The organism is Pseudarthrobacter sulfonivorans (genome assembly GCF_024391045.1).
Classification (GTDB): Bacteria; Actinomycetota; Actinomycetes; order Actinomycetales; family Micrococcaceae; genus Arthrobacter; species Arthrobacter sulfonivorans_B.
This window is the reverse complement of sequence record NZ_JANFCZ010000007.1, coordinates 88,519-110,236: the sequence shown is the minus strand read 5'-3', so window position 1 is coordinate 110,236 and position 21,718 is coordinate 88,519. Positions and strand designations below refer to the sequence as shown.

Below are 21,718 nucleotides of genomic sequence, written 5' to 3'. Positions count from 1 at the left end.
CTCCCCCATGTCCGGCGAAGGGCAGCATCACAACGTCGCTGCTTCCTGTTCCGCCAACCTGATCATTCGAAGTTCGTCCTCCACCGCATGGGTTGGCCAATAGTCCTTCGCCAGCTCATCTGCCCGGGTGAGATCTGCGTCCGGGAAGAGTTTGCCGAGCATTCCGGCCGCCTGAAGCAGGGCGATCAGCACAATGGTCCTGGCATTGGCCGCCCTGGAGTCGGTCTTGGCAACCGGGGTGCCGGCGTCAGGTGCACCAGCAACGGATGCATCGACCGGAGTCATCCTTTCAGGCACCTCCAGTTCCGACGGCGCACCGCTGAGTGCTTTATGGATTCTTTCCAGGAGAGCCGCCTCAGGGGCATGGTTCTTCTCGGGGTACCGCACGGCCCGGAACCGGCCCAGATGCTTTTCACCGACGTGTTCAACGATGCCTGCCGACACCATCCCGTCGTAGACATGCTGCACTTCCGCCCGGCCCTCCAACATGGAGACCCAGCTTTTGGGGCTGTGGAGCCGGGATTTGCCGCTGATGACTTCGAGCTCCCGCCTAAGGTCCGTTGTGGGGGTGATGCCGGTGGCCCTGACGCGCCGCCCCTGCAGTTCGATCGCACCGATCAGGTCCAGCTCGGCCAGTATTGCTCCGGCCACCGTGGTCCTGAGAGCGAACACGGGCACTTCAGGTTTTCCGGTGGTGTCGTTCGTGGCCAGCAGGAGGAAGGCCTGGGGAAGGTTTAGTTCCACCGCTTGAGGTGTTTCAGCGTTCATACGATCATGGTGGCCCTGTTGGAGGGCCACCACAACGAGAATTTTTGGGCTGACCACCGCGGGGGTATTACTCACAGTGCGCGCACAGCAGCGTGAAAGTGGTCCCAAAGAGTTCCGATTGAGGATGGAACCAGCTTCGAAACCGGAGTGGAACCAGCAAGGAGAAAACCATGAACAGCATCCGGAAAATTGCGGCAGGCACCACCCTTATCGGCGCACTCATCGGCGGCGGAGCCCTCACAGCCATGGCATTGCCCGCCAACGCCGCCACCACCCCGTCCGCCACGTCAACGGCAACGTCCAGCGGTCCCAATCACGAGAACGAAACCGACCTCACCGGCGACATTGCCGCCAAGGTCAAGGACGCAGTGCTGGCCGCCAACGCCGGCGCAACCGTCGAAAACATGACCACCGAGGACGACGGCAGCGCCGCATACGAAGCCCACATCACCCAAACCGACGGCACCCACGCCACGGTCAAGCTCGACGCAAACTACGCCGTCACTGCCACCGAAACCGGCGGCAAGGGCGGCCGCGGCAATCACGGGAACGAAACCGACCTCACCGGCGACATTGCCGCCAAGGTCAAGGACGCAGTGCTGGCCGCCAATACTGGCGCCACTGTCGAAAACATGACCACCGAAGACGACGGCAGCGCCGCATACGAAGCCCACATCACCCAAACCGACGGCACCCACGCCACTGTCAAGCTTGACGCCAACTTCACCATCACCGCCACCGAGACGGGCGGCCCGGGCGGCCATGGACACTGATCCTGCCGCACTCCTTCGGGCGGACGCAGCACAGCTGGGTCCGCCCGAAGTTCGCACGGCCCCACCGCTCCGACCATCCTCAACCGCCACACCCAACCGCGCGGCTCCGGTCGTGACCGGCTAGAACCGGCCCTGAGCCCCGGACTCTCTGCGGTCAGCCCGCGCCGTGGCCCTCCCGAGCCGTCTCCTCCAGGATCCTGGCCGTAGGCGCTGCCGTCATCAACTGACCTATCACCTCCGGTTTATCCCACACATCGCTGCGGAGCCGTTCCAGAAAGACTTTCGCGGCATCCTTGGTGTTGAAGTCAAGGAGCACGGCAACACTGTTCTGGTCCTCTGTATCCCGGAACAGCCGGACAGACGTGGCGCCCGATGCGGCGCGGCCTGCAGGATCACTGTCGAAGACTTTCTTAAAAGCCTCGTAGTCCCGTACCGGATAGCTGATCTGCAAGGTGAACATCATCGTTCCTTTCCCTTGGGCTGTGGCAGCTAAAGCGTAGGCCTTCCCGCGTCATCCCGGAAGGGCCGAACCACCCCCCGGCGCCGGGCTCCGCGTCAAGAGCCAACCGGGCCAGGCCATCGAAATTGACGGCCGGACAGCGTCGAGTTGACTGTCCTGACCGACGACGTTGACAGGCTCGAGGCTCAGGAGGCAGCTTCCTAGACCCGGGCCCTGAGCACTGAATTCTGAGCGGTCAACCCGCCCGCCGCTACAGTGCCGACCAGCCGCCGTCGGACGCGAGGATGGCGCCGTTGACGTTGGTGCCGTCGTCGCTGAGCAGGAAGGTGATGGACGCGGCGAGCTGCGCTGCGGTGGCGGGCACCGGTACGGTGGCCTGCATCAGCGGGCCGAGCCGTTCGGCGGCCAGCTGGGATCCCCACTCGGCCACGATGTTGGTGATGGTGGCACCCGGAGCCACTGCGTTGAACCGCAGGCCCTTGGGCCCGTACATCACGGCCGAGTTCCTCGTGAGGCCCACCACGGCGTGCTTCGACGCGGTGTACGCGGCCCCGGCGGCCGAACCCCGCAGCCCCGCCTCGGAGGCGATATTGACCACCGAACCCGTCCCGGCCTCGAGCATCAGCGGCAGTACGGCGCGGGTGAGGCGCATGAGAGCGGTGACATTGATCCGGAAGACCCGGTCCCAGGTCTCGTCATCGACGTCGTGGATCGGCGCAAACTTGTCCATGATGCCGGCAACGTTCGCGAGCGCGTCCACGCGACCGCCCGCGGCGGTGACTACGGCCGCAACTGTCTCCTCGGTGGAAATATCGCCGGCCACCGGGACGAGGTCCAGTCCGGCGTTCTCCTCCACGAGGGCGTCCAGGCGCTCCTTGCTGATGTCCGCGGCAATGACACGGCCTCCTTCCTTGGCGACCCTAAGTGCCGTGGCCTGCCCGATCCCCGACCCGGCGCCCGTGACAATAACGGTTTTGCCGGCAAACCGGCCGTTGGTGGTGACTTCCTGCCATGAAGCTTCGTTGCCCATGATGCCCTTCCAGACGTTGGTGACCGTGGTGGAATACAGCTTATGACACTCTGTGTCATTATGTAAGGGTGAGTACTGGTCGGATGCCCCCGGACGATTTGAAGACCACCGTTCCGCGCCCCACCGGGCGCCCCGCGACGATTAATCCCGACGCCGTGGCCGCCGTCGCCCTTCGGATCTTCGGCGAGCGCGGCTACGAACAGACCTCCATGGAGGACATCGCGCGCGAGGCGGGAATCGGGCGCAAGAGCCTCTACCGCTACTTCTCCAGCAAGGCCGATCTTGTCTGGGGCGGGATGGAGCCGGTGGTGGAGGCGTCCACGCAAGTTTTGCATTCAGCCCGCCCCGGTGCGGCGTCCGACGGCGGCGTCCTGGCAGGGCTGCGCGAGGCGGCTGTTGCGGGGGCTGCTGCCATTCCGGATTTGTCCGTGACGCGCGGGCGCCTCCGGCTGATCGGAGAGCACCCCGAACTGGCAAGCAGAAGCTACGAATCCCTGGCGCCGCAGCGCGAACGGGCCCGGGCATACCTTGTGTCGGCCGGCGTGCCCGAGGACGCCGCCGGATACCTCTGTGCCGCTTTCATGGGCGCCACGTTCGAAGCCTGGATGCGGTGGGCCGCGGGGACCGACCCCGATCCCGCGCCATATCTGGAGGCCGCGGTCGGGGTACTGCGGGTGCCGTAGCTGCGGGCCGGCTGCTCACGTCAGCGGGCGACGGCGCCTGGTGGCCTGTTTCTCCAGAGCACATAGCCGTCGTTAGGATTCCCCGCTGCGCCCGGTTTTGGGGCCTGCGAGAATGGCCCAATGGAGATCGCACTGGGACTTCTCGTTCTCGTCGCGGTGGTCTGTGCGGGCAGCGCCCTGGGCCGGAAGCTGAACATTTCCGTTCCGCTGCTGCTGGTGCTGGCCGGCGTCGCAGGTTCTTTCCTCCCGTTCGTCCCGCACATAGAACTGAACCCGGAAGTGGTTCTGGTGGGCCTGTTGCCGCCGCTGCTGTACGCCGCGGCGCTGCGCACTTCCCTTTTCGATTTCGGCTCCAACCGCCGCGCCATCGGGCTGCTCTCCGTGGGCTATGTCATTTTTGGGACCATCACGGTGGGTTTTGTGGTGTGGTGGCTGTTCCCGGAGATCCCGCTGGCGGCCGCGATCGCCCTGGGCGCAGTGGTGGCGCCGCCGGATGCCGTGGCTGCGACCGCCATCGCGCGGAAGGTGCGGATGCCGCGGCGGATTGTCACCATTCTTGAGGGCGAATCCCTGGTCAACGACGCCACTGCCCTGATCTGCCTTCGCGCCGCCATCGCCGCCATCTCGGGGTCAGTGTCAGTGGTGGGGATCGCCGGAGACTTCATGCTTGCGGCCGGCGGCGGAGTGGTGGTGGGCATCGCCGCCGCCTACGTCCTGACCACACTTCGCAAACGGGTCCGTAACGTCGCGATCAACACCTCGACGTCCCTCATTGCCCCCTTGGTTGCCTATTTGCCGGCCGAAGCGATCCACGCCTCAGGTGTCCTCGCCGTCGTCGTGACCGGATTGGTGATGGGCACGAAGGCGCCGTCCATGCCCAACGGCGCCGCCCGGCTCAGCCAGCGCAGCAACTGGAACACGGTGCAGTTCCTGCTGGAAAACTCCGTGTTTCTCCTGATCGGGCTGCAGGTGCGGACCATCATCGACGGCGTCCAGGATGACTCCCTCGGCGCCGGCCGGATCTGGGCCGGCTGCGCCGTCATCCTGCTGGCGGTGCTTGTGCTCAGGCCCGTTTGGGTGTTCCCGGCCACCTACCTGCCCCGGCTGATTCCGGCAGTGCGGCGGAACGATCCGGCCCCGCAGTGGCAGTTCCCGGCGATCGTCTCCTGGGCAGGGATGCGCGGGGTGGTCACCCTGGCCGCCGTCCTGGTGCTGCCCCCTGACCTGGAACACCGTTCGGTACTGATTCTCGCCGCCTTGGTGGTGGTGGCCGGCACGCTGACGCTCCAGGGCTTCACTCTTCCCGCCCTGGTCCGCGTCCTGCGGATTCCTGGCCCGGACCAGCGCGAGGACGCGCTGAACCAGGCTGCCCTGATGCAGCAGGCCACCGCGGCCGGTGTGGCCCGGCTGCAGGAAATGCGCACCGATGACGACCCGCCGGAGGTGGTGGCCATGCTCAAACGGCGCACCCAGGAACGCGGGCTGGCGGCGTGGGAACGGCTGGGGCGGCCGTCGGCGGAAACTGCGACGCCCAGCGAGCGCTATGCCCGGCTGCGGCTTGCCATGCTGGAAGCGGAACGCGCCAAGGTCCTGGAACTGCGCCGGGGCGGCGAGTACGCCCAGGAGGTCCTCAGCGAGGTTTTGGAGCGGCTTGACGTTGAGGAGTCCATGCTGGACGTGTCGCTGGACGAGGTTGATACAACCGGCGAGGGCGGCGGGGAAGGGATCGCAAGGCCGGGCGGCGTATGCAGCCACCTCGAGGACGCCCGCTCCCCCGAGGTGCCCCTCGACCCCTTCTGCGCGGACTGCCGCCGTGAAGGCACGACGTCGGTGCACCTGAGAATGTGCCTGCGGTGCGGCAAGGTGGGGTGCTGTGATTCCTCGCCCGGCACCCACGCGTCGAGGCACTTTGAAGCGTCCGGGCACCCGGTCATGCGGAGCATCGAGCCGGGCGAAGACTGGCGCTGGTGCTACGAGGACGACCTGTTGGGGTGAGTGCCTGCAGCGTTCACGACGGCGGGACGTCCCGCCGTCGTACGCTCACTTCGTCAGCGCAAGCAGTGCGCGGCTAACCGGCCACCGGCGTTTTTTCCGCATACCGGGCCAGGTAGGCAGTCTCAGCGGCGGTAAGTTTCCGGGAACGGTTCGAGTCCGGGTCCAGCGGGACAATTACCGTGGTGCCGATGAACGCGGTGGCGCCACGCTGGCTCCCCGTGTGCCGGACGGAGAAGGACCCGTTACCGATCCTGGTGATGTCGAGCAACAGGGTGAGCTCGTCTTCGTAGTTGACGGGCAATTTGTACTCCACGTTCAGGGACGCCACGACCTTCGGGCCTCGGAAGGAGTCCAGCCCGTCAGCGGCGGCGTCAATGTTCAGCCACCGCACCCGCGCTTCCTCCATCAAGGTCACAATGCGGGCGTTGTTGATGTGCCCGTTGAGGTCCTGGTCGGACCAGCGAAGCGGCACCACCATTTCGAAACGCTTATGCATTGCGGCCGCCGGTACTGCCATTGTCCGTGGCGGATGTGATGAACAACTGGGCCGTTCCTCTCGAAGGGTGAGCGTGTTCGCTCGTACAACCTTCCCAGCGCCGATCAGAAATATCCAATATCCCTTCGGACGGTGGTTTCGTCATCCCGGCGGGGACAGAATGGTGGAATGAGTATGTTCGTCCTTATCCCGGGAGCCGGCGGCGCCGCCTGGTACTGGAGCCACGTCGTGCCGCTGCTCCAGGATGCCGGTCACCAAGCCGTAGCGGTCGATCTGCCCGGCGACGACGCGAGCGCAGGGCTCGCCGAATACACGGGTCTGGTGGTGGAAGCCGTCGGTGAGCAGCCTGGCGTGGTGCTTGTGGCGCAATCGCTGGGCGGCTTCACTGCTCCCCTGGTATGCGAAAAGGCTTCCGTCGCAGAACTGGTCCTGGTGAATGCGATGATCCCCGTTCCGGGCGAGACCCCGGGCGCGTGGTGGGACAACACCGGATGGGCCGCGGCTCAACAAGGCGCGGCGAAGGCCCACGGCTACAGTCCAGAGTTCGATACAGACACGTACTTCCTGCACGACGTTCCCTCGCAAATCGCCGCAGAAGGAGCACCGCATCAGCGCCCCGAAGCAAGCGCAGCTTTCGACTCGGCATGCAACTTCACGGCGTGGCCCGGCATCCCGACGCGCGTGCTGTCCGGTGAAGGGGACCGGTTCTTTCCCCTGGAGTTCCAGCGTCAGGTGGCCCGTGAACGCCTCGGCATCGAACCCGACACCATGCCGGGTGGCCACCTACTCGCCCTCGCAAACCCGGAGGGCGTGGCCGGGTATTTGCTTCGGCGTTGAACTGAAGGGGTTCACCGGGACGCCGGCGTCGTTCACTTCCACCGTGACTTCCGGCATTCCCGCCATTCAGAAGTCCGCCTTCCTGTTGCCCGTGCTCAGCGGTGCTTTCCGGTGAGGTAGCGCTGGATGGTGGGGGCGAGTTCCGCCACCAGATCGTCGTGGGACCGGACCGTAATGGGCGGCATCTTGATGACGAAACGGCCGATGGCGACGCCCGGCAGATGCGCGGCGGCCAGTGCCGCGCGCTGCATCTCCTCCTCGTCGAACGAGGGGCGGTTTCCTTCGTTCCGGGCCCGTGCCCCGAGGATTTGCCGCAGCATGGTGGCTGCCCGCGTGGAGGTGGTTGCCGCCCGGACGCGTGCCGCCGTCGTGCGCTAAAAACCGCGGCGGTGACCATGTCCACCGCGGGCGGCCGTCAGTAAACTGGAACGCATGACCGAGCAGGAACCGGCCCACGCCGGGGTAGCCGAGTCTCCGACGCTGGCCGGTTCCGACGCCATCAGCCCGTCCGTGCGCACGGCGGCGCAGCGGTCCCGCACGTTCGCGGGAATCCTGGTCAACACGGCGCTGGCCAACGTCACCACCAGCTATCTGTGGTTCGCCCTGACGTTCTGGGTGTACCTGGAGACCCGCAACGTGATCGCCACCGGGGTGATCGGCGGCATGTACATGCTCCTGATCGCACTGTCCAGCATCAGCTTCGGCACGTTCGTGGACCGTTACCGCAAGCTGATGGTGATGCGGTTTGCTGCCGGCTTCACCCTGGTGATGTTTGCCCTGTCCGGGACCCTGTTCCTGGTGACCCCGTCCACCGGCATGCTGGACCTGACCCAACCGTGGTTCTGGATCTTCGCCGTGGTCCTGCTGGCGGGTGCCGTGGTGGAAAACCTGCGCAACGTCGCCCTCTCCACCACTGTCACCATCCTCATTGACCCGGACCGGCGGGCCAATGCCAACGGGCTGGTGGGCATGGTGCAGGGCCTGATGTTTATGGTCACGTCGGTGCTGTCGGGCCTGTCGGTGGGACTGCTGGGCATGGGCTGGACCATCCTGGTGGCCCTGGTGCTCACCGCGCTGCCCTTCGCACACCTGCTGACCCTGCGCATGCCCGAGGAGCTGCGCGCGGCCGCCTCCGACGCCCACGGCAGCTTCGACCTGCGGGGTTCCCTGGCCGCGGTGCTGGCCATCGCGGGACTGTTCGCGCTGATTGTTTTCTCCACGTTCAACAACTTCATCGGCGGCGTGTACATGGCGCTGATGGACCCCTACGGCCTGGAGATGTTCCCCGTGGAGGTATGGGGCGGGGTGTTCGCGTTTGGAGCCACCGGATTCATCCTCGGCGGCGCGCTGGTCAACCGATTCGGGCTCGGGTCCAACCCGCTGCGCACCATGCTGATCGCCGTGGTGGTGCTGGGGATCCTGGGTGCAGTGTTCACGCTGCGGGAATGGGCCTGGCTGTATGTGGCCGGCATCTGGCTCTACATGGCGCTGGTGCCCCTCATCGAGGCCGCCGAGCAAACCGTCATCCAGCAGGTAGTGCCGCTCCCCCGCCAGGGCAGGGTGTTCGGATTCGCGATGGCCTTCGAATCCGCGGCCGCGCCCATCACGGCGTTCCTGATCGCGCCCGTTGCCCAGGTGTGGATCATTCCCTGGGCCCGGTCCGCGGAAGGCGCCGCGCAGCTTGACCCGCTGCTGGGTGAAGGCACCTCCCGGGGCATTGCCCTGGTGTTTTTCGTCGCCGGAATCATCCTGATTGTGGCTGCGCTGCTGGCTTTCCTCACGCCTGTCTACCGCCGGGTTTCGGCGTCGTACGCGGAGGCGGCTGCTGCACCCGCCGGTGCTGCAACCGCCGGTGCTGCACCCGCCGCAGTGGCCGAGGAATGAGACTCAGGCACCCGCTCAGCTCAGAGGCAGGAATGGTCGTAGTCGAATCCGCCTGAGATGTACTGCGTGAGCGCGACTTTGCCGCCTCCGGTCAGCGGGGCGTCGGCGCATTTACGTTTCGCCACCGCGAGTGAGTTGGCACCGGCCAGCCAGCTGGGCAGTGGGTAGAGGCTGCTCGTCGACGGCACCGTCCCGGCGATCTGGGTCAACTGCGTCCTGGTGGAGTAGAGGCCGGTTGATGCATCGATGCTCGCGAAGTAGGCCACCATGCCCTCCAGATCGGCACGGTTGGCGAGTGTATCGCTGGACCAGCTGTTGCCGGTCTCCACATCCAGCCACCAGTCGTAAGAGCCGGGGTTGCTCACGCCGCGGATGTTTGCGTCGTCGTAGGCCTTGGCGTACCCGTACATAAACGAGCAGGCCGGACCGTACTTGTTTCCGGTGCCGGTGCAGTCGCCGTAGGGGTTGGCCACGGTGGTCCCGCCGTAGGTGTTGCTGGTGGGCCACCACGAGCCGGCCGCCCCGGGGTTGGCGGTGTTCACGTACAGGGCCACGCCGGGCTGCCCGGCCCCTCCCGGTGACTTCTGCGCCCACTTCAGCTGAGTGTCAAAGCACGGGTTGGTGTTATTGGCGAGGCCGTTGTTCACGCCGACGATGCCGAAAAGCTGGCCCGTCGGCAGGGCCTTCCCGCACTGGGGCCAGGACACGTCATTCCCGGAACCGGAGGCGGGGGCTGCCTGGCCCGGCTGGGCAACGAGCATCAGTATGGCGGCGACGGCTGCGCCAAGGGCCAGCCGGAAGCGAAAGCGGCGGGACGGTTGGTGGTGAGCGGACATCGTTGTCCTTCCGGTGGGGCGGTGCGTGGGTAACCCAGCATGACCGTTTCCCTCGCGGGAGGTCAACCGTGACTTCGCACATTACTGCCGCCGCCTACGAGGCCCGAGTGAAGGTCCCCAGCCCGGTCCTGTCGTAGAAGTCCAGCGTGACTTTTGGTACGGAGCCGCCGCCTGGGCCGGCGAACAGTGCACCGGCCAGGCCGTTGGCGTTCTCTCCGATGGATTCAAAGCTGAAGGTATTGCCGTCGAAGTGGGTGAGGCGGAACGTCGTGGGACTTGCCGGCGGCCCCATCCGCATGGCCAGTTTCCCGTCCTGTTCGAAGACCACCAGCGGGCCATAGTAAGAGTTGCCGAAGGTCCCGACGTAGGCGCTGTTCGGCCCGGCCGGAGCGGGCTTGGCGGGAACCTTGGTGTAGTCGACCTCCGGCTTGTCAGACTCATCGATTTGCCTGAACACGCCGGCGGTGAAGGCCAGCCAGTCGACAGTGGGCGAGCCGTGCTGGGCCGTATCCATGAAGCCTGCCGTGATTGCTTCGGGAATCCCCTGCGGGCGTCCGTTGGTCAAAGCCACAATGCCGAGCTGTTCGCCGGGAAGCATCGCGACGGCGGTGGCTGCGCCCAGGTTGAACGCGCCGGAATGCCCCAGCTGGACCCGGGCCTGATCGTCGTAGGACACGTTCCAGCCCAGTCCATAGAAACGGGAACGGGCTGCCGGGGCCGCCGCCGGCCCGGAGACGACGTGCGGCACATGGGTCACCTGGAGCGCGGCCGGATCGATAATTGGCTGGCCGGCGTACGTGCCGTTGCCGAGCTGCAGCCGCAGCCATTGCGCCAGGTCCCGCACCGACGAACTCGCGCCCCCGGCCGGCGCCTCGGAGTCGGCGTCGCGCTGGTATTTCGCTGCCCATTCCTTGTTTCCCAGCGGCACGTGGAGGATGGCCCGGTCCGGCGCTTTTTCGTAGTCCGAGTGCCGGTAGCTGGACGCGGACATGCCCAGCTTGCGGAACAGGACCTCATCGGCCAGGTCCTCCCAGCTCATGTTCAGCGCATCGGCTGCCGCCTGTCCGGCTTCCGTGTAGCCGAAATTGCTGTAGTTGTAGCTGGACCGGAACGTATCAAGGGGCTCCTGGTTCAGATGGGCCAGGATGTAGGCCCGATCAAATCCGAGGTCCTCCAGCAAATCACCGGACGCCGTTTTCAGGCCGCTGCGGTGGGACATCAGGTCGGCGAAGGTCGCGTTCCGGGTGACATAGTCGTCGTGGAGCGCGAAGCCCTTGTTGTGGCTGATGACGGGATCCGTCCAGCTGATTTTCTTCTGGCCCACCAGCGCGGCCACCACCGTCGACGCGAGCGGCTTGGACACGGAGGCCACCTGGAACACCGTGTCCGGTCCGATCTCCGCAGGCTTGCCGACCTCCCGGACCCCAAACCCCTTGGCATACACCACCTCGTCCCGGTACACCACGGCCACCGCCATGCCGGGAAGTCCGGTTCCTTCCATGGCATCGCGGACCTGCCCATCGAGCTTGGCCAGGGCATTGGTTACCTTTTGCTGGTCCAGCAGCGGTTCGATCTGTCCCGGCGGGGCAGGCAGCAGGGAGGCCGTCCCCGTGGTGGACACCTGCTCCGCGGTGGCGCCGGTGCAGGATGTCAGCAGGGGCATGCTGGCAACACCCGCCGCTCCAATCCCGGCCACCCGCAGCAGCGCACGCCGGCTGGGGGAATGTGAAGCGGTGCTGCGGTCCATGGATGCCACCTAGATTCGTCAGGCGGTGGGCGCTCCGGTATGCGGAGGCCACCGGTTGTCACTACATAGTGAACCGCGCGCACCGCGGCGAGGGCAACGGATTCTCCGGAAGTCCGGCAAAGTGGGGTGCAGCTGAGGGTGAGCGGACGACGGCGGGACGCGCCGCCGTCGTCCGCTTGCGTTTTCGCCGCGGCAGTCAGCGGCAAGCGGTCAGCGATGACGCAGCGGTGTAGGGGTGGTGATCCGGGCGGCGGGCGGTACGTTCAACGCGCGGACGGTGCGGTGTGCTCCAGGAACAACGATGTTTTGTGAAACTGGACTGCTATCGCGACGGTCAGACAAGCCATTACGCCGGAGAGGAGCAGCCGTATGCCCCAGCTGATGCCACCCCCGCACAGACGCATGACCTGAACCCCATAGAAGAGCAGAAAGCCTGGTGAGATATGGAGCTGCATCGCCAGGCCCTGCCGGAGCTGCACCGCGGCGGCACGGACAACTGACAAAAGCCCAGGGGAAACCGGAGACCGGCCGGAGATCTGCCGTCTGATGTCCTTATTTTCTGAATCCGTGAGGTAGAAAATCACCGACATATTCTGACGACGGACCAGTGGGCGGACTCTCTTTCCGTAATAGATGAGGCCCCCGACCATGGCCCCAAAACCGGCCAGCATGGCACCAATGGACAGCGCATCCGGCCAGTCGGCGTCGAAATCCCCCAGCAGTGGGGCCGATGCTCCAAACCCGATGCCGGTAATGAGAATAACGCCGACCGGCAGATACACAAGGAAGTAGGACCGGAGCGCCCCGCTTATCGCGCAGTCGGCAACGCCTTCGGATTTCGCGGCGGCTTTTTCCCAGCGAGTCTCTTCATTGTCCCGAAAGTCGCTCCAACCCATGTAGTCCCTCTTCGCAGGATCTATTGGTGATGCGGCCGAGTCTACCCGCGGGGGTCCGGCCGCGGACAACGACGGGACCTGCGGATTTGTGGCCCCGGGTCTAGTTGTCCAGCCGGACGCCGCGAAGCAGCAGGAGCGTCCCGCCCACCACAACGGCTGATGCCAGGAAGACTCCCCCTGCGCCAAGCCCCGCCGCCACCACGCCGATGGCACTGGGCAGGACAACCTGGCCCACCCTGTTGCCGGCGAGCCGAAGTGCCAGCGCCCGGCCCCGCTGCCCCGCGGGAGCCTGCGCCGACAGCCAGGACATGGTCAGGGGCTGGCCGATGCCGAGTCCCAAACCCAAGACCGCCATGACCGCAAACAGCAGCCACTCCGGCATCGGAACCGCGGCCGCGCACAGGGCGGCAGTGGAGAGCGCCAGGCTAAACACCATGAGCCGCATGCGTCCCAGCGTCCGCGACATCCGCCCCAGCCCGAGCCGGGACACCATGGAGAACACGGCGCGGGTGGTGAGCATCAGCCCCACCGTTGCCGCTGTGAGCCCGCGCTCGGCGCCGAGGGCCGGGAGGTAAACCATGGTCAGGTCCACTACGGCCAGGACTGTGGCGCTGGCGGCCAGGGCCCTGGCCACGCCCGGGGTCTTCAGCAGCGAAACGACGCTGCCGCCGGCGCCGTCGCCCGTGATGGCTTTCCTTTTGCCGCCGCTGACTTTGGCTGAGACGCCGAAGGTGGTCACGAACAGCACCAGGCTCATGCAGGCGGACAGGAGGAAGATGGCCTGGGTGTCGGGGCGGACGGAAGCGCCTCCCACCAAGGAAATTGCCAGCGGTCCCAGGGCCTGCCCCAGCGAAGCGGCGAATGTCAGGTACCCGAAGGCGGAGTCCATCCGGGATGAAGCAGCATTGTTGGCCACCACGGCCTGCTGCCCCACCACGCAGGCAAGTTGCCCGGCGCCGAGGAGTGCGGTTCCGATGACCAAAGTGACGATCGACGTTCCCCACAGCAGCAGGAAGGCGGAGCAGGCAAGCACGACGGCGGATCCGATCGCCATCAGCCGGCGCTCACCCAGGCGGTCCACCAGTCCGCCCGTGGGGACGGCGAGCAGCAGGGGAAAGACGGCGTAGCTGGCGGCGAGGAGACCCAGGGCGAACCCGGGAACGTCAAGCTCGAGCGCCCGGTAACTGGTAGCCGGACGGACCAGGAACGTCACAGCCTGGATCAGGGCGGAATGAGCGAGAAGGGCAGCGGCCGAGCGGCGTCCGAGTTCACCGATCATGTGATGACGAGGCTGCGGCCGGTGATGGCCCGCAGCGCCGCGTCCCGGGCACCCATGACATGGTCGAAGGCAAGCTTGGCGGCCTCCTCAGGGTTTCCGCCGGCCACCGTCTCCACCAGGATCCGGTGCTGTGCCAGCGCCTGATCCCGCCGCGCCTGGGTGCTGTTAGTGAAGTGGCGGTAGCGCTCCATCTGGCTGGAGATCTGGTCATGGAACCGCCGGGCCCACGAATTCCCCGCAATCTCGGCGATCTTTGCGTGCAGCGCCATTCCCTGCAGCATGGCTTCGTCGGCAAACTGCACCATGGCGGCATTGCGATCCAGAATGCCGTTGAGCGCTTCGATGTCCGCCGCCGTCGCCTTCACACACGCCTGCCGCGCCATGAGCGATTCCATCGCCGCGCGCACCTCGTAGAGCTCCGAAATTACTGCCTCGTCTAGGGCTGGAACGAGTACGCCCCCGGTGGGCTGCTGTTCCAGGAGGTTCTCCGAAATCAGCCGCCGGATGGCCTCCCGCAGCGGAGTGCGGCTCACTTTCAGCGTCTCAGCCATCGCCGGCTCGTAGATGCGGGTTCCGGGCTCCAGTTCCAGGCTTAGGATCTGCCGCTTCAGCTCGGCATAGACAATATGTGCCCCGGTGTTCCGGGACGGTGATTCTGCCATGTGATGACCTCCACGCCCGGCATACTTGTATACAACTATACAAGTACGTCCGGTACTTTGGCCGCGATGAACTGACGGATCCAGCGGACGGTTTCCGGCCGGTCCAGATGCAGACCGTGGCCCGCACCGGGAACCCTGACCAGGGTGGAGCGCCGGATGTGCCGGTGCAGCTCGATAGCGTGCGGCAGGGGCGTCAGCACATCGTGGGTTCCGTGGAGGATGAGCGCGGGCGACTCGATGGCACCCAGATGGCGCCATGCATCATGTTCCCGGCTGGCGCGGAAGTGGCGGGATTTGGCCCACGCTGTGGCCCTGGAATTGAAGAAGGTGTTGACGGCATCCGGGTTGACTGCCGCCCATTCGGGTTCAAAGAACAGGGGCGCCAGGCGTGAGGCGTCACCGCTCACCAGCGCTTCCATGGCCTCCGGGGTGGGTCCCTCACCTTGCAGCTTCCCGCCGCTGGTCGCGGCCAGAATCAGGCCGCGGACATTCTGCGGATGATCGATGGCGAGCCATTGGGCGATCCTGCCGCCCATGGAGTGGCCGTAGACGTGCGCGGTCTGGGCGCCGGCAGCCGTGAGGACTGCAACCGCGTCGGCGGCCAGGAGCCTGGTGGTGTAGCGGTTGGCTTCGCCGTTGCTGCTCCGGCCGATCCCCCGGTGGTCAAAGCGGATCACGCGGAAGTGTTCTGCCAGGGGCTCCGCTGCCGGCCCCCAGCCGTCGAGGGCTGTTGCCTGGCCGGCGATCAGCAGCATCGGCTCCCCGCGCCCCTGTTCGGTCCAGGCCAGCTGCGCACCGTCGGCAGCAAGGGCGATATTCACGGTGACACTTTACCGCTCCGGGTTGCGCCAAAGGCTCGCATCCGGCGGCCGCCCTGCCGGGACAATCAGCCCCACAACTCGGCGAGTGGCCCGGCCAGCGCGCGGCCTTGGTCGAAGCCGGCCTGGGCGGCAGCCGGCCGCAGCGAAAAGTCCATCGCGTTGGCGCCGAACATATGCTCTGCGCTGCTGTCCGGGAAGACCGTCTCGACTTCACTGCCGCCCGCGCGCAGCCCCTCGACCTGCGAAGCAAGGTCCAGGCCCCACTCCACCGGCGTCCGTGTCCTGCCGCCGAACGGCGCCAGCACCAGCACCCGCCCGTAGCCGGCAGCCAGGTCGGCGTTTTCGGCGTTCGTCCGGTAGCCGCCGTCGATATAGCGACCGTCCCCGATCCGGTAGGCGAAGCCGCTGGCGCAACTTGCGGCGACGGCGTCAGCCAGGTCCACTCCGCTGTGCCGGTCGAACACGGCAGATTCACCCGTGCGGGCATCCACCGCCGTGATGAGGGTCCGCCGTTCCGGCCAGAACTGGCTGGGCAGCCGCGCGGCGACCGTGGCGCGCCACCGTTCGGAAGCGTCCGACGCCGCGGCCAAGTCGAGTGCCGCCGCGCCCATCCTGCGCCGCATGTCCGCCGCATCCGCGGAGGCGGCGATGATCCTGTCGATCCGCTCCAAGTGGTCCGTCACCGGCCGTGCTGCTGCACTCCCGGCGACGGGCCCGGCAACTGGCCCGGCGGGGCCGCGCCGTTGTGGAGGCGCGGCGGAAAGGACCGCGGCAAACAGCTTTGCCGGGGATTCGCCGGCTATCTGGGCCGCGGCTGTGGATCCGGCTGAGGTGCCGATGACCAGATCGGCTTCGGTGACATCCAGGCCGGCGTCGCACAGGCCGGCCATCACGCCGATCAGCCAGGCGTTGCCTGTGGATCCGCCACCGCCGAGGACCAAAGCCCGTTCAGGGGCCGCGGCAGGGTTGATGGCAGGGCTGATGGAAGAGTTTGAAGAAGGTGTGGTGTTCAAGGGGAGTCGCCTTTCGCGAATTGCGTCCTGGCGCTCCCGGCGGCGACTACTTCAGCCGCGTGATCGTGGTCTTCAGGGGAGCACCCACTGTGGATACTGCGTTCATGGGTCTCACCTCCTGCTGACGGGTCACGATAACCGGAATCCTCGCACAGTCGTGCTGTGCTGCGCAATAACCAGCGTTGTTGAGCACCGGTAGCGCCCCGGCGCAGGGCACCCCGAACAATCAGGTGAGCCGGGCGGCCCGGGGAGTTTCCACAATGTTGATGGGGCCGGTCGTGTCACAGACGCCGGGGAACTGCACCTGCGGGGCATCAGCAGCAGCAGCAGGCAACACCTTCGCAGAGCGCATTCGAATCAGCGCGACAGCGGAAATAAGGAACCATGCGACGTTCGTGGTCACGGACGGCCACGCTTCATGGAATGCCCCGTTGACGATGAAAGCACAGGCACCCACGAGGTTCGCGGCCTGGAAGCCTTTGCCTGCCTTCAGCCAGCCCATGGATACAGCAAGGTACGCACTGAGAATCGCAACAGCCCCGGCCCAGCCGGACATTTCCCACAGCAGTTCCATGATTTCCTTTCGGGGTTGCGCCGGTCGCGGTTTGCGGCTTTAACAGCAATTATGTGGATGACACATCTTTAGATCAATTGCATTCCGCTGAAGATATGGTTTAGAAATACTGAATATGAATATCGACCCGCGGCGGCTGCGCGTTCTCCTCGCCATTGCGCGAACCGGCGGGGTACTCGCCGCCGCTGATGAACTGGGCCTTACACCGTCGGCTGTGTCCCAGCAGCTCACCAAACTGGAGGACGAGACAGGGCATGCCCTGGTACTTCGCACGCCCAAAGGCTCAGTGCTGACACCCGCGGGCCTGGCGGTGGCAGAAGCCGGCGAGGAGATAGAACGCGCCCTCAGCGTCGCCCGGGCCCGCATCGAAAGTGGCGCCCACATTGCCGGAGTGGTCCGGGTGGGGGGATTCACCAGCTTCGTCCGCACCGTGGTGATCCCGCGCCTGCCCGAGTGGCGGACACAATACCCGCAACTTCAGATCAGGATTGTGGAGGACGACTTCCCGGGCCTGATGCGGCTGCTCCGTCAGCGACAGCTCGATGCCGTGGTCGTGGAGATCGACTCGACCACGCCCGGGCAGCGTTCACTTCCCGCAGGAATGATCGAAGAGCCCCTGCTGGATGAGCCCTGGAAGCTGGTGGTTCCCGCGGGTGCCCTGCTCACCACGGAGAACATCGACCTCGCAGGATTGCCGCTTCCGTGGCTGGGCGTTGAGGCCTCCGCCGCCAACGCCGCTGTGCTGGGCCGGCTTCGCCAGTCAACAGGCGCCCAGGTGGAAACGGTGCATCAGTACCAGGACACGCTCACCGCACTTGCGCTCGTCGCCGCCGGCGAGGGCATCGCGATCGTGCCCACTCTGGCCCTCAGCGGCGTTGTGCAGGATGGAGTGGAAGTCCTAGATGTGCCCGGACTGGGCACGCGCCGTATCGCCCTGCGGCGGTTCGACCGGCGCCGATCAACCAACCTGCCTGCGGACACCGTCGCCCGCCTTTTGCGCGAATCGGCGGCGGCGTTCAACACGCGTTCGGCGCCCTGACCTGCCCCGATGCGTACGAACCAGGATGCAAACATGCCTGACGCCGGCACAGCTGACGGCGGCTGACGGCAGCTTTTAGGCGTTCCGGCCAAAGCCCCCGAGGCCTGCTTGTAGACAAGCAACAACATTCCCCTGCCGCCGGGTAACTAGCGTCTGCTGTGAGGGATATCCACAGAAACCCACAGACGTAAAGGAAGATCAATGACGACCCAGGCACCTCCCCCAACAGTCAGCTATGAAATTCTCGAAACCGCCCGCCGGCAGGTCTTTGAAGAAGGGCTCGGGCTGACGCAGGACCAGCTCGTGGAGATTCTGCGCCTCCCGGATGAGGCCCTGCCTGCAGCCCTGCAGCTGGCCCATGAAGTGCGGCTCAAGCACTGCGGCGAAGACGTCGAGGTGGAAGGCATCATCTCCATCAAGACCGGCGGCTGCCCCGAGGACTGCCACTTCTGCAGCCAGTCCGGCCTGTTCGACTCCCCCGTCCGCGGCGTCTGGCTGGACATCCCCGAACTGGTCAAAGCAGCCAAGGAAACCGCCGCCACCGGGGCCACCGAGTTCTGCATCGTCGCCGCCGTCCGCGGACCGGACATCAAACTGATGAACCAGATCAAGTTCGCGATCGACCGCATCAACGAGGCCGTGGACATCAACATCGCCTGCTCCCTCGGCATGCTCACCCAGCGCCAGGTCGATCAGCTCAAGGAATGGGGCGTGCACCGCTACAACCACAACCTCGAAACAGCCCGCAGCTACTTCCCCGAGGTCGTCACCACCCACAGCTACGAGGAACGCCTGGAAACCTGCAACATGGTCAAGGCCGCCGGCATGGAACTCTGCTGCGGCGCCCTGATCGGCATGGGCGAAACCCTAGAGCAGCGCGCCGAACTCGCCGCCCAGCTCGCAGCCCTCGAACCGCACGAAGTTCCCCTCAACTTCCTCAACCCCCGCCCCGGCACGCCCCTGGAGAACCAGGGAATCATGGACGGGAAGGACGCCCTCCGTGCCATCGCCGCGTTCCGCCTGGCCATGCCCCGCACCGTGCTCCGCTACGCCGGCGGCCGCGAACTCACCCTCGGTGACCTCGGCACCCGCGAAGGCCTGATGGGCGGCATCAACGCCGTCATCGTGGGCAATTACCTCACCACCCTGGGCCGCCCCGCCAACTCCGACCTCAACCTCCTGGTGGAACTCAACATGCCCATCAGGGAACTCCAGAAAACACTGTGAACCAGGTCCCGGCAGACACCACCGCCAAGTTTTGCGGGCACTGCGGCGAGGCGTACGACGGCGGCGCGAACCCGCCGTCGTACGCCCACCGGCAGTGCGAGGTGCTGCTGCAGCTGGAACCACCGCGCTACTGTGCGGACTGCAAACGCCGCATGAAAGTGCAGGTCACGCCCACGGGCTGGTCCGCGGAATGCTCCCGCCACGGCGTCCTTGCACCGGAAAGGTCAAGCGACACGGGTGTGTGAAAGCCGGTGAGCGGGGCGCCATTGACTCGTCCGACGTGGCTCGGGATCATCAGAGCCTGGGCCCGAACGTAGCGGTTCGGTCAGTCACGTAGAGGGAGTCACAATGGCAAAACCGGAAAATGAATTTACGCCCAGCTCGTCTGTGGCTTTCACACCCTGTACGCCACACGTCGAGGGTCTCTCGGAAGCCGTCCTGGCCCGCGACGATACAAACGGCACAGTGACGCGCATCCTCAAATTCGAACCCGGCACGGACACCTCCCCCATTGGTGTGCTGAAACACGATTTCTGGGAAGAAGTCTTCATCTGGCAAGGTTCACTCGTCGATCGCCGGCTGAACCAGACCTTCACTGCCGGCGACTGGGCAGTGAGGCCGCCGGGGATGGAACATGGCCCGTGGATCTCCGAGGACGGCGCCAAACTGTTCGAAGTCCGGTACTACCAGCCCCGGGGATAGCCCTTGCTGCGCAACGAAGCCTACGACGGCGGGGGGCGCCGCCGTCGTACGCGTTCGGGTGGGACTACTCGCTGAAGGGGACCTTTTCCCAGGTCAGGACGTCGGCGCCCTTGGCGCTGTTGCCGGCCACCGTGAAGCGGACGTAGTCCACGGCGTTGTTGGCGCCGTCCACCGTGATGCGCTGCAGGTTGTCCGCGGCGGGCGAGCCGTAGATGGCCGGCCAGGGAGAGCCCTCGGCGAGGGGCTGGTTTTCGGCAAAGACGTGGCTGTCACCGTTGACCAGGTAGACCGGGGCGTCGAAGTTGTTGGTCTCCTCGACGATGGTCCGGACGATCTCACGGAAGCCGGAGACGGTGGCCGGGTTGGTGGTGGCGTCGGCCAGGAGCGCCGGATCGAACATGTCCGCCTGCTGCATGAGCACTACGGCGCGGTCGTTGCTGCGCCGGGCGTCGGCGAACGTCTGGTGGACCTGGGCGATGACGGCGTCCGTGCGGTGTTCCACCTCGGCCAGCTGCTCGGGTGTGGCTTCTGTTTTACCCAGTCCGCTCCACGGCAGGAGGGAGTTGTTGCTGCCCTGGACGTTCAGCACGGAGAAAGCCACCCGGTTCTTCTCGAAGCGGACGTCCTCAGGAAGCCCCAGGCTCTGCTGCGACTTCACCGGCATGGTGGCGCCGAGGGTCGTGCCGGGCTGGTTGAAGAAGACTTCCCGGATCTTGTCCAGGCGTTCCAGCGGGTTGTAGGCGCCGTTGTTGGCGCGGTGGCAGTCCACCCATTCGTTGTCGCCGGGTGTGTAGACCAGCGGATGGGCGAACGTGTCGAACTGGGTGCGGATGTAGGAGAAGTACTCGTCGGAGCAGACCGTGGAGCCGTTCTTGATATCGCCCACGTGTGCTACAAACTTCAGCTCCTTGTCCGCGTTGAGGTCCTGGATGCGGGACGGGAACTTGGCGATCTCGGCGGCGCCGTAGGGGATGTCGCCGATGGCGGCGAAGGTGAAGGCCTGCTGGCCGTCCTTGGTGCCGTCCGCTGCGAAGGCGGGCTGGGACCCGAGGAGGGCGAGCGCAATGGCGGCTGCCGCCGTCGTGATTTTCATGGTCTTTGAAGGCATGGGGAGGTCCTGACTCTGCTGGCTGGGGAGTTCTGCCGGGGCACAAAGGTGCGATCAAAGACTGCTCGGCGCGGGCGAACGGCTCGGGGCCTCCCGGTTGCGGGCGGGTGAACATCGGTTGGAAAACCCAGTGGACCCGGTTACCGGCATGGGCAGTTTCAGCGCGTCCGTGCGCCGGGGACGTTCGGCCCTACGTCGGCGGGCCGGGGCTTGGCACAGTGGTGTCCAAGAGGGCAAGTCAAGGAGGCCAGCGATGGGCAAGATCTACATTCCCTACGGCACCACCGAGGGGCAGACGGCGAAGATCGCCGAGTTCATCGCGGACGTGGTCCGGGCGCACGGCCACGACGCCACAGCGGCAGATATAAAGGACGCCGGGGATGCCATCCCGGACGGCTTTGACGCGGTCCTGGTGGGCGGGTCCGTCCATGTGGGCAAACACGAGAAATACGTCGGGGACTTCGTTCGGAAGAACCGGGAAACGCTGGAACGGCTTCCGTCCGCGCTGTTTTCGGTCAGCATGGCCGCGCACGGCGACACGGAAACTGCCGAGGGTTTCGTGGAGAAATTCGAACAGGAAACGGGCTGGCGGCCCATCCAGGTGGGGCTTTTCAGCGGCGCCATCCCGTACACCCAATACGGGTTCATCAAGCGCCTCATCATGAAGCGGATCGCCAGCAGCCAGGGCTCCACGGACACCGACACATCCCGCGACTATGTGTACACCGAATGGGACGGCGTGAAGCATTTCGCGGAGGATTTCCTGGCGCGCCTCCAGCCGGGCGCCTCATGATTTGCGGTCGACGGCGGAACCTCCCGCCGTCCACCCTTTCGGTTTGACCGAAGCCATGCGCGCGAGCGTCAAGGGCTACCTGTGACTGCGCCCGT

The 21,718-nt window shown here is 65.9% G+C and carries 23 protein-coding genes and 1 pseudogene; 10 read left to right on the top strand and 14 right to left on the bottom strand.

What is annotated here, in order from left to right; all coding sequences use genetic code 11:
• Window positions 1-27: 27 nt before the first annotated feature.
• Window positions 28-768, bottom strand: a complete 741-nt coding sequence (locus tag NQJ30_RS06880; RefSeq protein ID WP_255769098.1) for a GOLPH3/VPS74 family protein — start codon at window positions 766-768, stop codon at window positions 28-30.
• Between the two features lie 170 nt (window positions 769-938).
• On the opposite strand from NQJ30_RS06880, the gene NQJ30_RS06875 reads away from it, so the two are divergent.
• A complete protein-coding gene (locus NQJ30_RS06875; RefSeq protein WP_255769097.1) occupies window positions 939-1,541 on the top strand; it encodes a hypothetical protein in 603 nt (200 codons plus the stop codon).
• Window positions 1,542-1,695: 154 nt separating this feature from the next.
• Here NQJ30_RS06875 and NQJ30_RS06870 read toward each other — a convergent pair whose 3' ends face one another.
• Window positions 1,696-2,004 carry a hypothetical protein gene (locus NQJ30_RS06870; protein ID WP_255769096.1) on the bottom strand — a complete coding sequence of 103 codons (309 nt, stop codon included), beginning with the start codon at window positions 2,002-2,004 and terminating at the stop codon, window positions 1,696-1,698.
• Between the two features lie 247 nt (window positions 2,005-2,251).
• Window positions 2,252-3,031: an SDR family NAD(P)-dependent oxidoreductase gene (locus NQJ30_RS06865; RefSeq protein WP_255769095.1), complete on the bottom strand. Its 780-nt coding sequence runs from the start codon at window positions 3,029-3,031 to the stop codon at window positions 2,252-2,254.
• A gap of 68 nt (window positions 3,032-3,099) precedes the next feature.
• Here NQJ30_RS06865 and NQJ30_RS06860 point away from each other — a divergent pair, with 68 nt between their 5' ends.
• Together NQJ30_RS06860 and NQJ30_RS06855 are read left to right on the top strand one after the other, a co-directional pair.
• Window positions 3,100-3,714 carry a TetR family transcriptional regulator gene (locus tag NQJ30_RS06860; protein ID WP_255769094.1) on the top strand — a complete coding sequence of 205 codons (615 nt, stop codon included), beginning with the start codon at window positions 3,100-3,102 and terminating at the stop codon, window positions 3,712-3,714.
• Between the two features lie 120 nt (window positions 3,715-3,834).
• Window positions 3,835-5,709, top strand: coding sequence for a Na+/H+ antiporter (locus NQJ30_RS06855; protein WP_255769093.1), 1,875 nt, complete (start codon window positions 3,835-3,837; stop codon window positions 5,707-5,709).
• A 73-nt stretch (window positions 5,710-5,782) separates the two neighbouring features.
• On the opposite strand, the gene NQJ30_RS06850 is transcribed toward NQJ30_RS06855, so the two are convergent.
• The gene (locus NQJ30_RS06850) at window positions 5,783-6,205 is read right to left on the bottom strand and encodes an acyl-CoA thioesterase (RefSeq protein ID WP_255769092.1); all 423 of its coding nucleotides are present in this window, start codon (window positions 6,203-6,205) and stop codon (window positions 5,783-5,785) included.
• 168 nt (window positions 6,206-6,373) lie between these two features.
• Between NQJ30_RS06850 and NQJ30_RS06845 the strand changes: the two genes are divergently transcribed.
• A complete protein-coding gene (locus NQJ30_RS06845; protein WP_255769091.1) occupies window positions 6,374-7,042 on the top strand; it encodes an alpha/beta fold hydrolase in 669 nt (222 codons plus the stop codon).
• A gap of 95 nt (window positions 7,043-7,137) precedes the next feature.
• On the opposite strand, the pseudogene NQJ30_RS06840 reads toward NQJ30_RS06845, so the two are convergent.
• Window positions 7,138-7,398 (bottom strand): annotated as a pseudogene (locus NQJ30_RS06840) (TetR/AcrR family transcriptional regulator); the annotation flags it as partial.
• Window positions 7,399-7,474: 76 nt separating this feature from the next.
• Here NQJ30_RS06840 and NQJ30_RS06835 point away from each other — a divergent pair.
• The gene (locus NQJ30_RS06835) at window positions 7,475-8,926 is read left to right on the top strand and encodes an MFS transporter (RefSeq protein WP_255769090.1); all 1,452 of its coding nucleotides are present in this window, start codon (window positions 7,475-7,477) and stop codon (window positions 8,924-8,926) included.
• Between the two features lie 20 nt (window positions 8,927-8,946).
• On the opposite strand, the gene NQJ30_RS06830 is transcribed toward NQJ30_RS06835, so the two are convergent.
• The 8 genes from NQJ30_RS06830 to NQJ30_RS06795 form a co-directional block, all read right to left on the bottom strand.
• Window positions 8,947-9,762: a hypothetical protein gene (locus NQJ30_RS06830; RefSeq protein ID WP_255769089.1), complete on the bottom strand. Its 816-nt coding sequence runs from the start codon at window positions 9,760-9,762 to the stop codon at window positions 8,947-8,949.
• 94 nt (window positions 9,763-9,856) lie between these two features.
• Window positions 9,857-11,509 (bottom strand): serine hydrolase, encoded by a 1,653-nt coding sequence (locus NQJ30_RS06825; RefSeq protein WP_255769087.1) that lies wholly within the window; start codon window positions 11,507-11,509, stop codon window positions 9,857-9,859.
• Window positions 11,510-11,772: 263 nt separating this feature from the next.
• A complete protein-coding gene (locus NQJ30_RS06820) occupies window positions 11,773-12,405 on the bottom strand; it encodes a hypothetical protein (RefSeq protein WP_255769086.1) in 633 nt (210 codons plus the stop codon).
• A gap of 100 nt (window positions 12,406-12,505) precedes the next feature.
• Window positions 12,506-13,684 (bottom strand): MFS transporter, encoded by a 1,179-nt coding sequence (locus NQJ30_RS06815; protein WP_255769085.1) that lies wholly within the window; start codon window positions 13,682-13,684, stop codon window positions 12,506-12,508.
• Window positions 13,681-14,346: a GntR family transcriptional regulator gene (locus NQJ30_RS06810; protein ID WP_255769084.1), complete on the bottom strand. Its 666-nt coding sequence runs from the start codon at window positions 14,344-14,346 to the stop codon at window positions 13,681-13,683. Before NQJ30_RS06810 ends, NQJ30_RS06815 begins: the two co-directional genes overlap by 4 nt.
• Before the next feature lie 35 nt (window positions 14,347-14,381).
• Window positions 14,382-15,167, bottom strand: a complete 786-nt coding sequence (locus tag NQJ30_RS06805; RefSeq protein ID WP_255769083.1) for an alpha/beta fold hydrolase — start codon at window positions 15,165-15,167, stop codon at window positions 14,382-14,384.
• Window positions 15,168-15,232: 65 nt separating this feature from the next.
• The gene (locus NQJ30_RS06800) at window positions 15,233-16,150 is read right to left on the bottom strand and encodes a patatin-like phospholipase family protein (RefSeq protein ID WP_255769153.1); all 918 of its coding nucleotides are present in this window, start codon (window positions 16,148-16,150) and stop codon (window positions 15,233-15,235) included.
• Between the two features lie 256 nt (window positions 16,151-16,406).
• Complete coding sequence (locus NQJ30_RS06795; protein WP_255769082.1) at window positions 16,407-16,754, bottom strand: CBU_0592 family membrane protein; 348 nt, start codon at window positions 16,752-16,754, stop codon at window positions 16,407-16,409.
• A 115-nt stretch (window positions 16,755-16,869) separates the two neighbouring features.
• Between NQJ30_RS06795 and NQJ30_RS06790 the strand changes: the two genes are divergently transcribed.
• The 4 genes from NQJ30_RS06790 to NQJ30_RS06775 all read left to right on the top strand — a co-directional run bounded on the left by NQJ30_RS06790 (window position 16,870) and on the right by NQJ30_RS06775 (window position 19,722).
• Window positions 16,870-17,793, top strand: a complete 924-nt coding sequence (locus NQJ30_RS06790; RefSeq protein ID WP_255769081.1) for a LysR family transcriptional regulator — start codon at window positions 16,870-16,872, stop codon at window positions 17,791-17,793.
• Window positions 17,794-17,994: 201 nt separating this feature from the next.
• Complete coding sequence (bioB, locus tag NQJ30_RS06785) at window positions 17,995-19,020, top strand: biotin synthase BioB (RefSeq protein WP_255769079.1); 1,026 nt, start codon at window positions 17,995-17,997, stop codon at window positions 19,018-19,020.
• Window positions 19,017-19,265, top strand: a complete 249-nt coding sequence (gene bsaP / locus NQJ30_RS06780) for a biotin synthase auxiliary protein BsaP (RefSeq protein WP_255769078.1) — start codon at window positions 19,017-19,019, stop codon at window positions 19,263-19,265. The genes bioB and bsaP overlap by 4 nt, the downstream gene beginning before the upstream one ends.
• Before the next feature lie 103 nt (window positions 19,266-19,368).
• Entirely contained in the window at window positions 19,369-19,722 is a 354-nt protein-coding gene (locus tag NQJ30_RS06775) for a cupin domain-containing protein (protein WP_255769077.1), read from the top strand.
• A 64-nt stretch (window positions 19,723-19,786) separates the two neighbouring features.
• On the opposite strand, the gene NQJ30_RS06770 is transcribed toward NQJ30_RS06775, so the two are convergent.
• Window positions 19,787-20,830, bottom strand: coding sequence for a hypothetical protein (locus NQJ30_RS06770; protein WP_255769076.1), 1,044 nt, complete (start codon window positions 20,828-20,830; stop codon window positions 19,787-19,789).
• 253 nt (window positions 20,831-21,083) lie between these two features.
• Between NQJ30_RS06770 and NQJ30_RS06765 the strand changes: the two genes are divergently transcribed.
• Window positions 21,084-21,623 (top strand): flavodoxin domain-containing protein, encoded by a 540-nt coding sequence (locus tag NQJ30_RS06765; protein ID WP_255769075.1) that lies wholly within the window; start codon window positions 21,084-21,086, stop codon window positions 21,621-21,623.
• Window positions 21,624-21,718: the final 95 nt, after the last annotated feature.

Coding starts and splice junctions, on each gene's coding strand:
- NQJ30_RS06880 (WP_255769098.1), bottom strand. CDS start 768: ATGAACGCTGAAACACCTCAAGCGGTGGAACTAAACCTTCCCCAGGCC.
- NQJ30_RS06875 (WP_255769097.1), top strand. CDS start 939: ATGAACAGCATCCGGAAAATTGCGGCAGGCACCACCCTTATCGGCGCA.
- NQJ30_RS06870 (WP_255769096.1), bottom strand. CDS start 2,004: ATGATGTTCACCTTGCAGATCAGCTATCCGGTACGGGACTACGAGGCT.
- NQJ30_RS06865 (WP_255769095.1), bottom strand. CDS start 3,031: ATGGGCAACGAAGCTTCATGGCAGGAAGTCACCACCAACGGCCGGTTT.
- NQJ30_RS06855 (WP_255769093.1), top strand. CDS start 3,835: ATGGAGATCGCACTGGGACTTCTCGTTCTCGTCGCGGTGGTCTGTGCG.
- NQJ30_RS06850 (WP_255769092.1), bottom strand. CDS start 6,205: ATGCATAAGCGTTTCGAAATGGTGGTGCCGCTTCGCTGGTCCGACCAG.
- NQJ30_RS06845 (WP_255769091.1), top strand. CDS start 6,374: ATGAGTATGTTCGTCCTTATCCCGGGAGCCGGCGGCGCCGCCTGGTAC.
- NQJ30_RS06835 (WP_255769090.1), top strand. CDS start 7,475: ATGACCGAGCAGGAACCGGCCCACGCCGGGGTAGCCGAGTCTCCGACG.
- NQJ30_RS06830 (WP_255769089.1), bottom strand. CDS start 9,762: ATGTCCGCTCACCACCAACCGTCCCGCCGCTTTCGCTTCCGGCTGGCC.
- NQJ30_RS06825 (WP_255769087.1), bottom strand. CDS start 11,509: ATGGACCGCAGCACCGCTTCACATTCCCCCAGCCGGCGTGCGCTGCTG.
- NQJ30_RS06820 (WP_255769086.1), bottom strand. CDS start 12,405: ATGGGTTGGAGCGACTTTCGGGACAATGAAGAGACTCGCTGGGAAAAA.
- NQJ30_RS06815 (WP_255769085.1), bottom strand. CDS start 13,684: ATGATCGGTGAACTCGGACGCCGCTCGGCCGCTGCCCTTCTCGCTCAT.
- NQJ30_RS06810 (WP_255769084.1), bottom strand. CDS start 14,346: ATGGCAGAATCACCGTCCCGGAACACCGGGGCACATATTGTCTATGCC.
- NQJ30_RS06795 (WP_255769082.1), bottom strand. CDS start 16,754: ATGGAACTGCTGTGGGAAATGTCCGGCTGGGCCGGGGCTGTTGCGATT.
- NQJ30_RS06790 (WP_255769081.1), top strand. CDS start 16,870: ATGAATATCGACCCGCGGCGGCTGCGCGTTCTCCTCGCCATTGCGCGA.
- bioB (WP_255769079.1), top strand. CDS start 17,995: ATGACGACCCAGGCACCTCCCCCAACAGTCAGCTATGAAATTCTCGAA.
- NQJ30_RS06775 (WP_255769077.1), top strand. CDS start 19,369: ATGGCAAAACCGGAAAATGAATTTACGCCCAGCTCGTCTGTGGCTTTC.
- NQJ30_RS06770 (WP_255769076.1), bottom strand. CDS start 20,830: ATGCCTTCAAAGACCATGAAAATCACGACGGCGGCAGCCGCCATTGCG.
- NQJ30_RS06765 (WP_255769075.1), top strand. CDS start 21,084: ATGGGCAAGATCTACATTCCCTACGGCACCACCGAGGGGCAGACGGCG.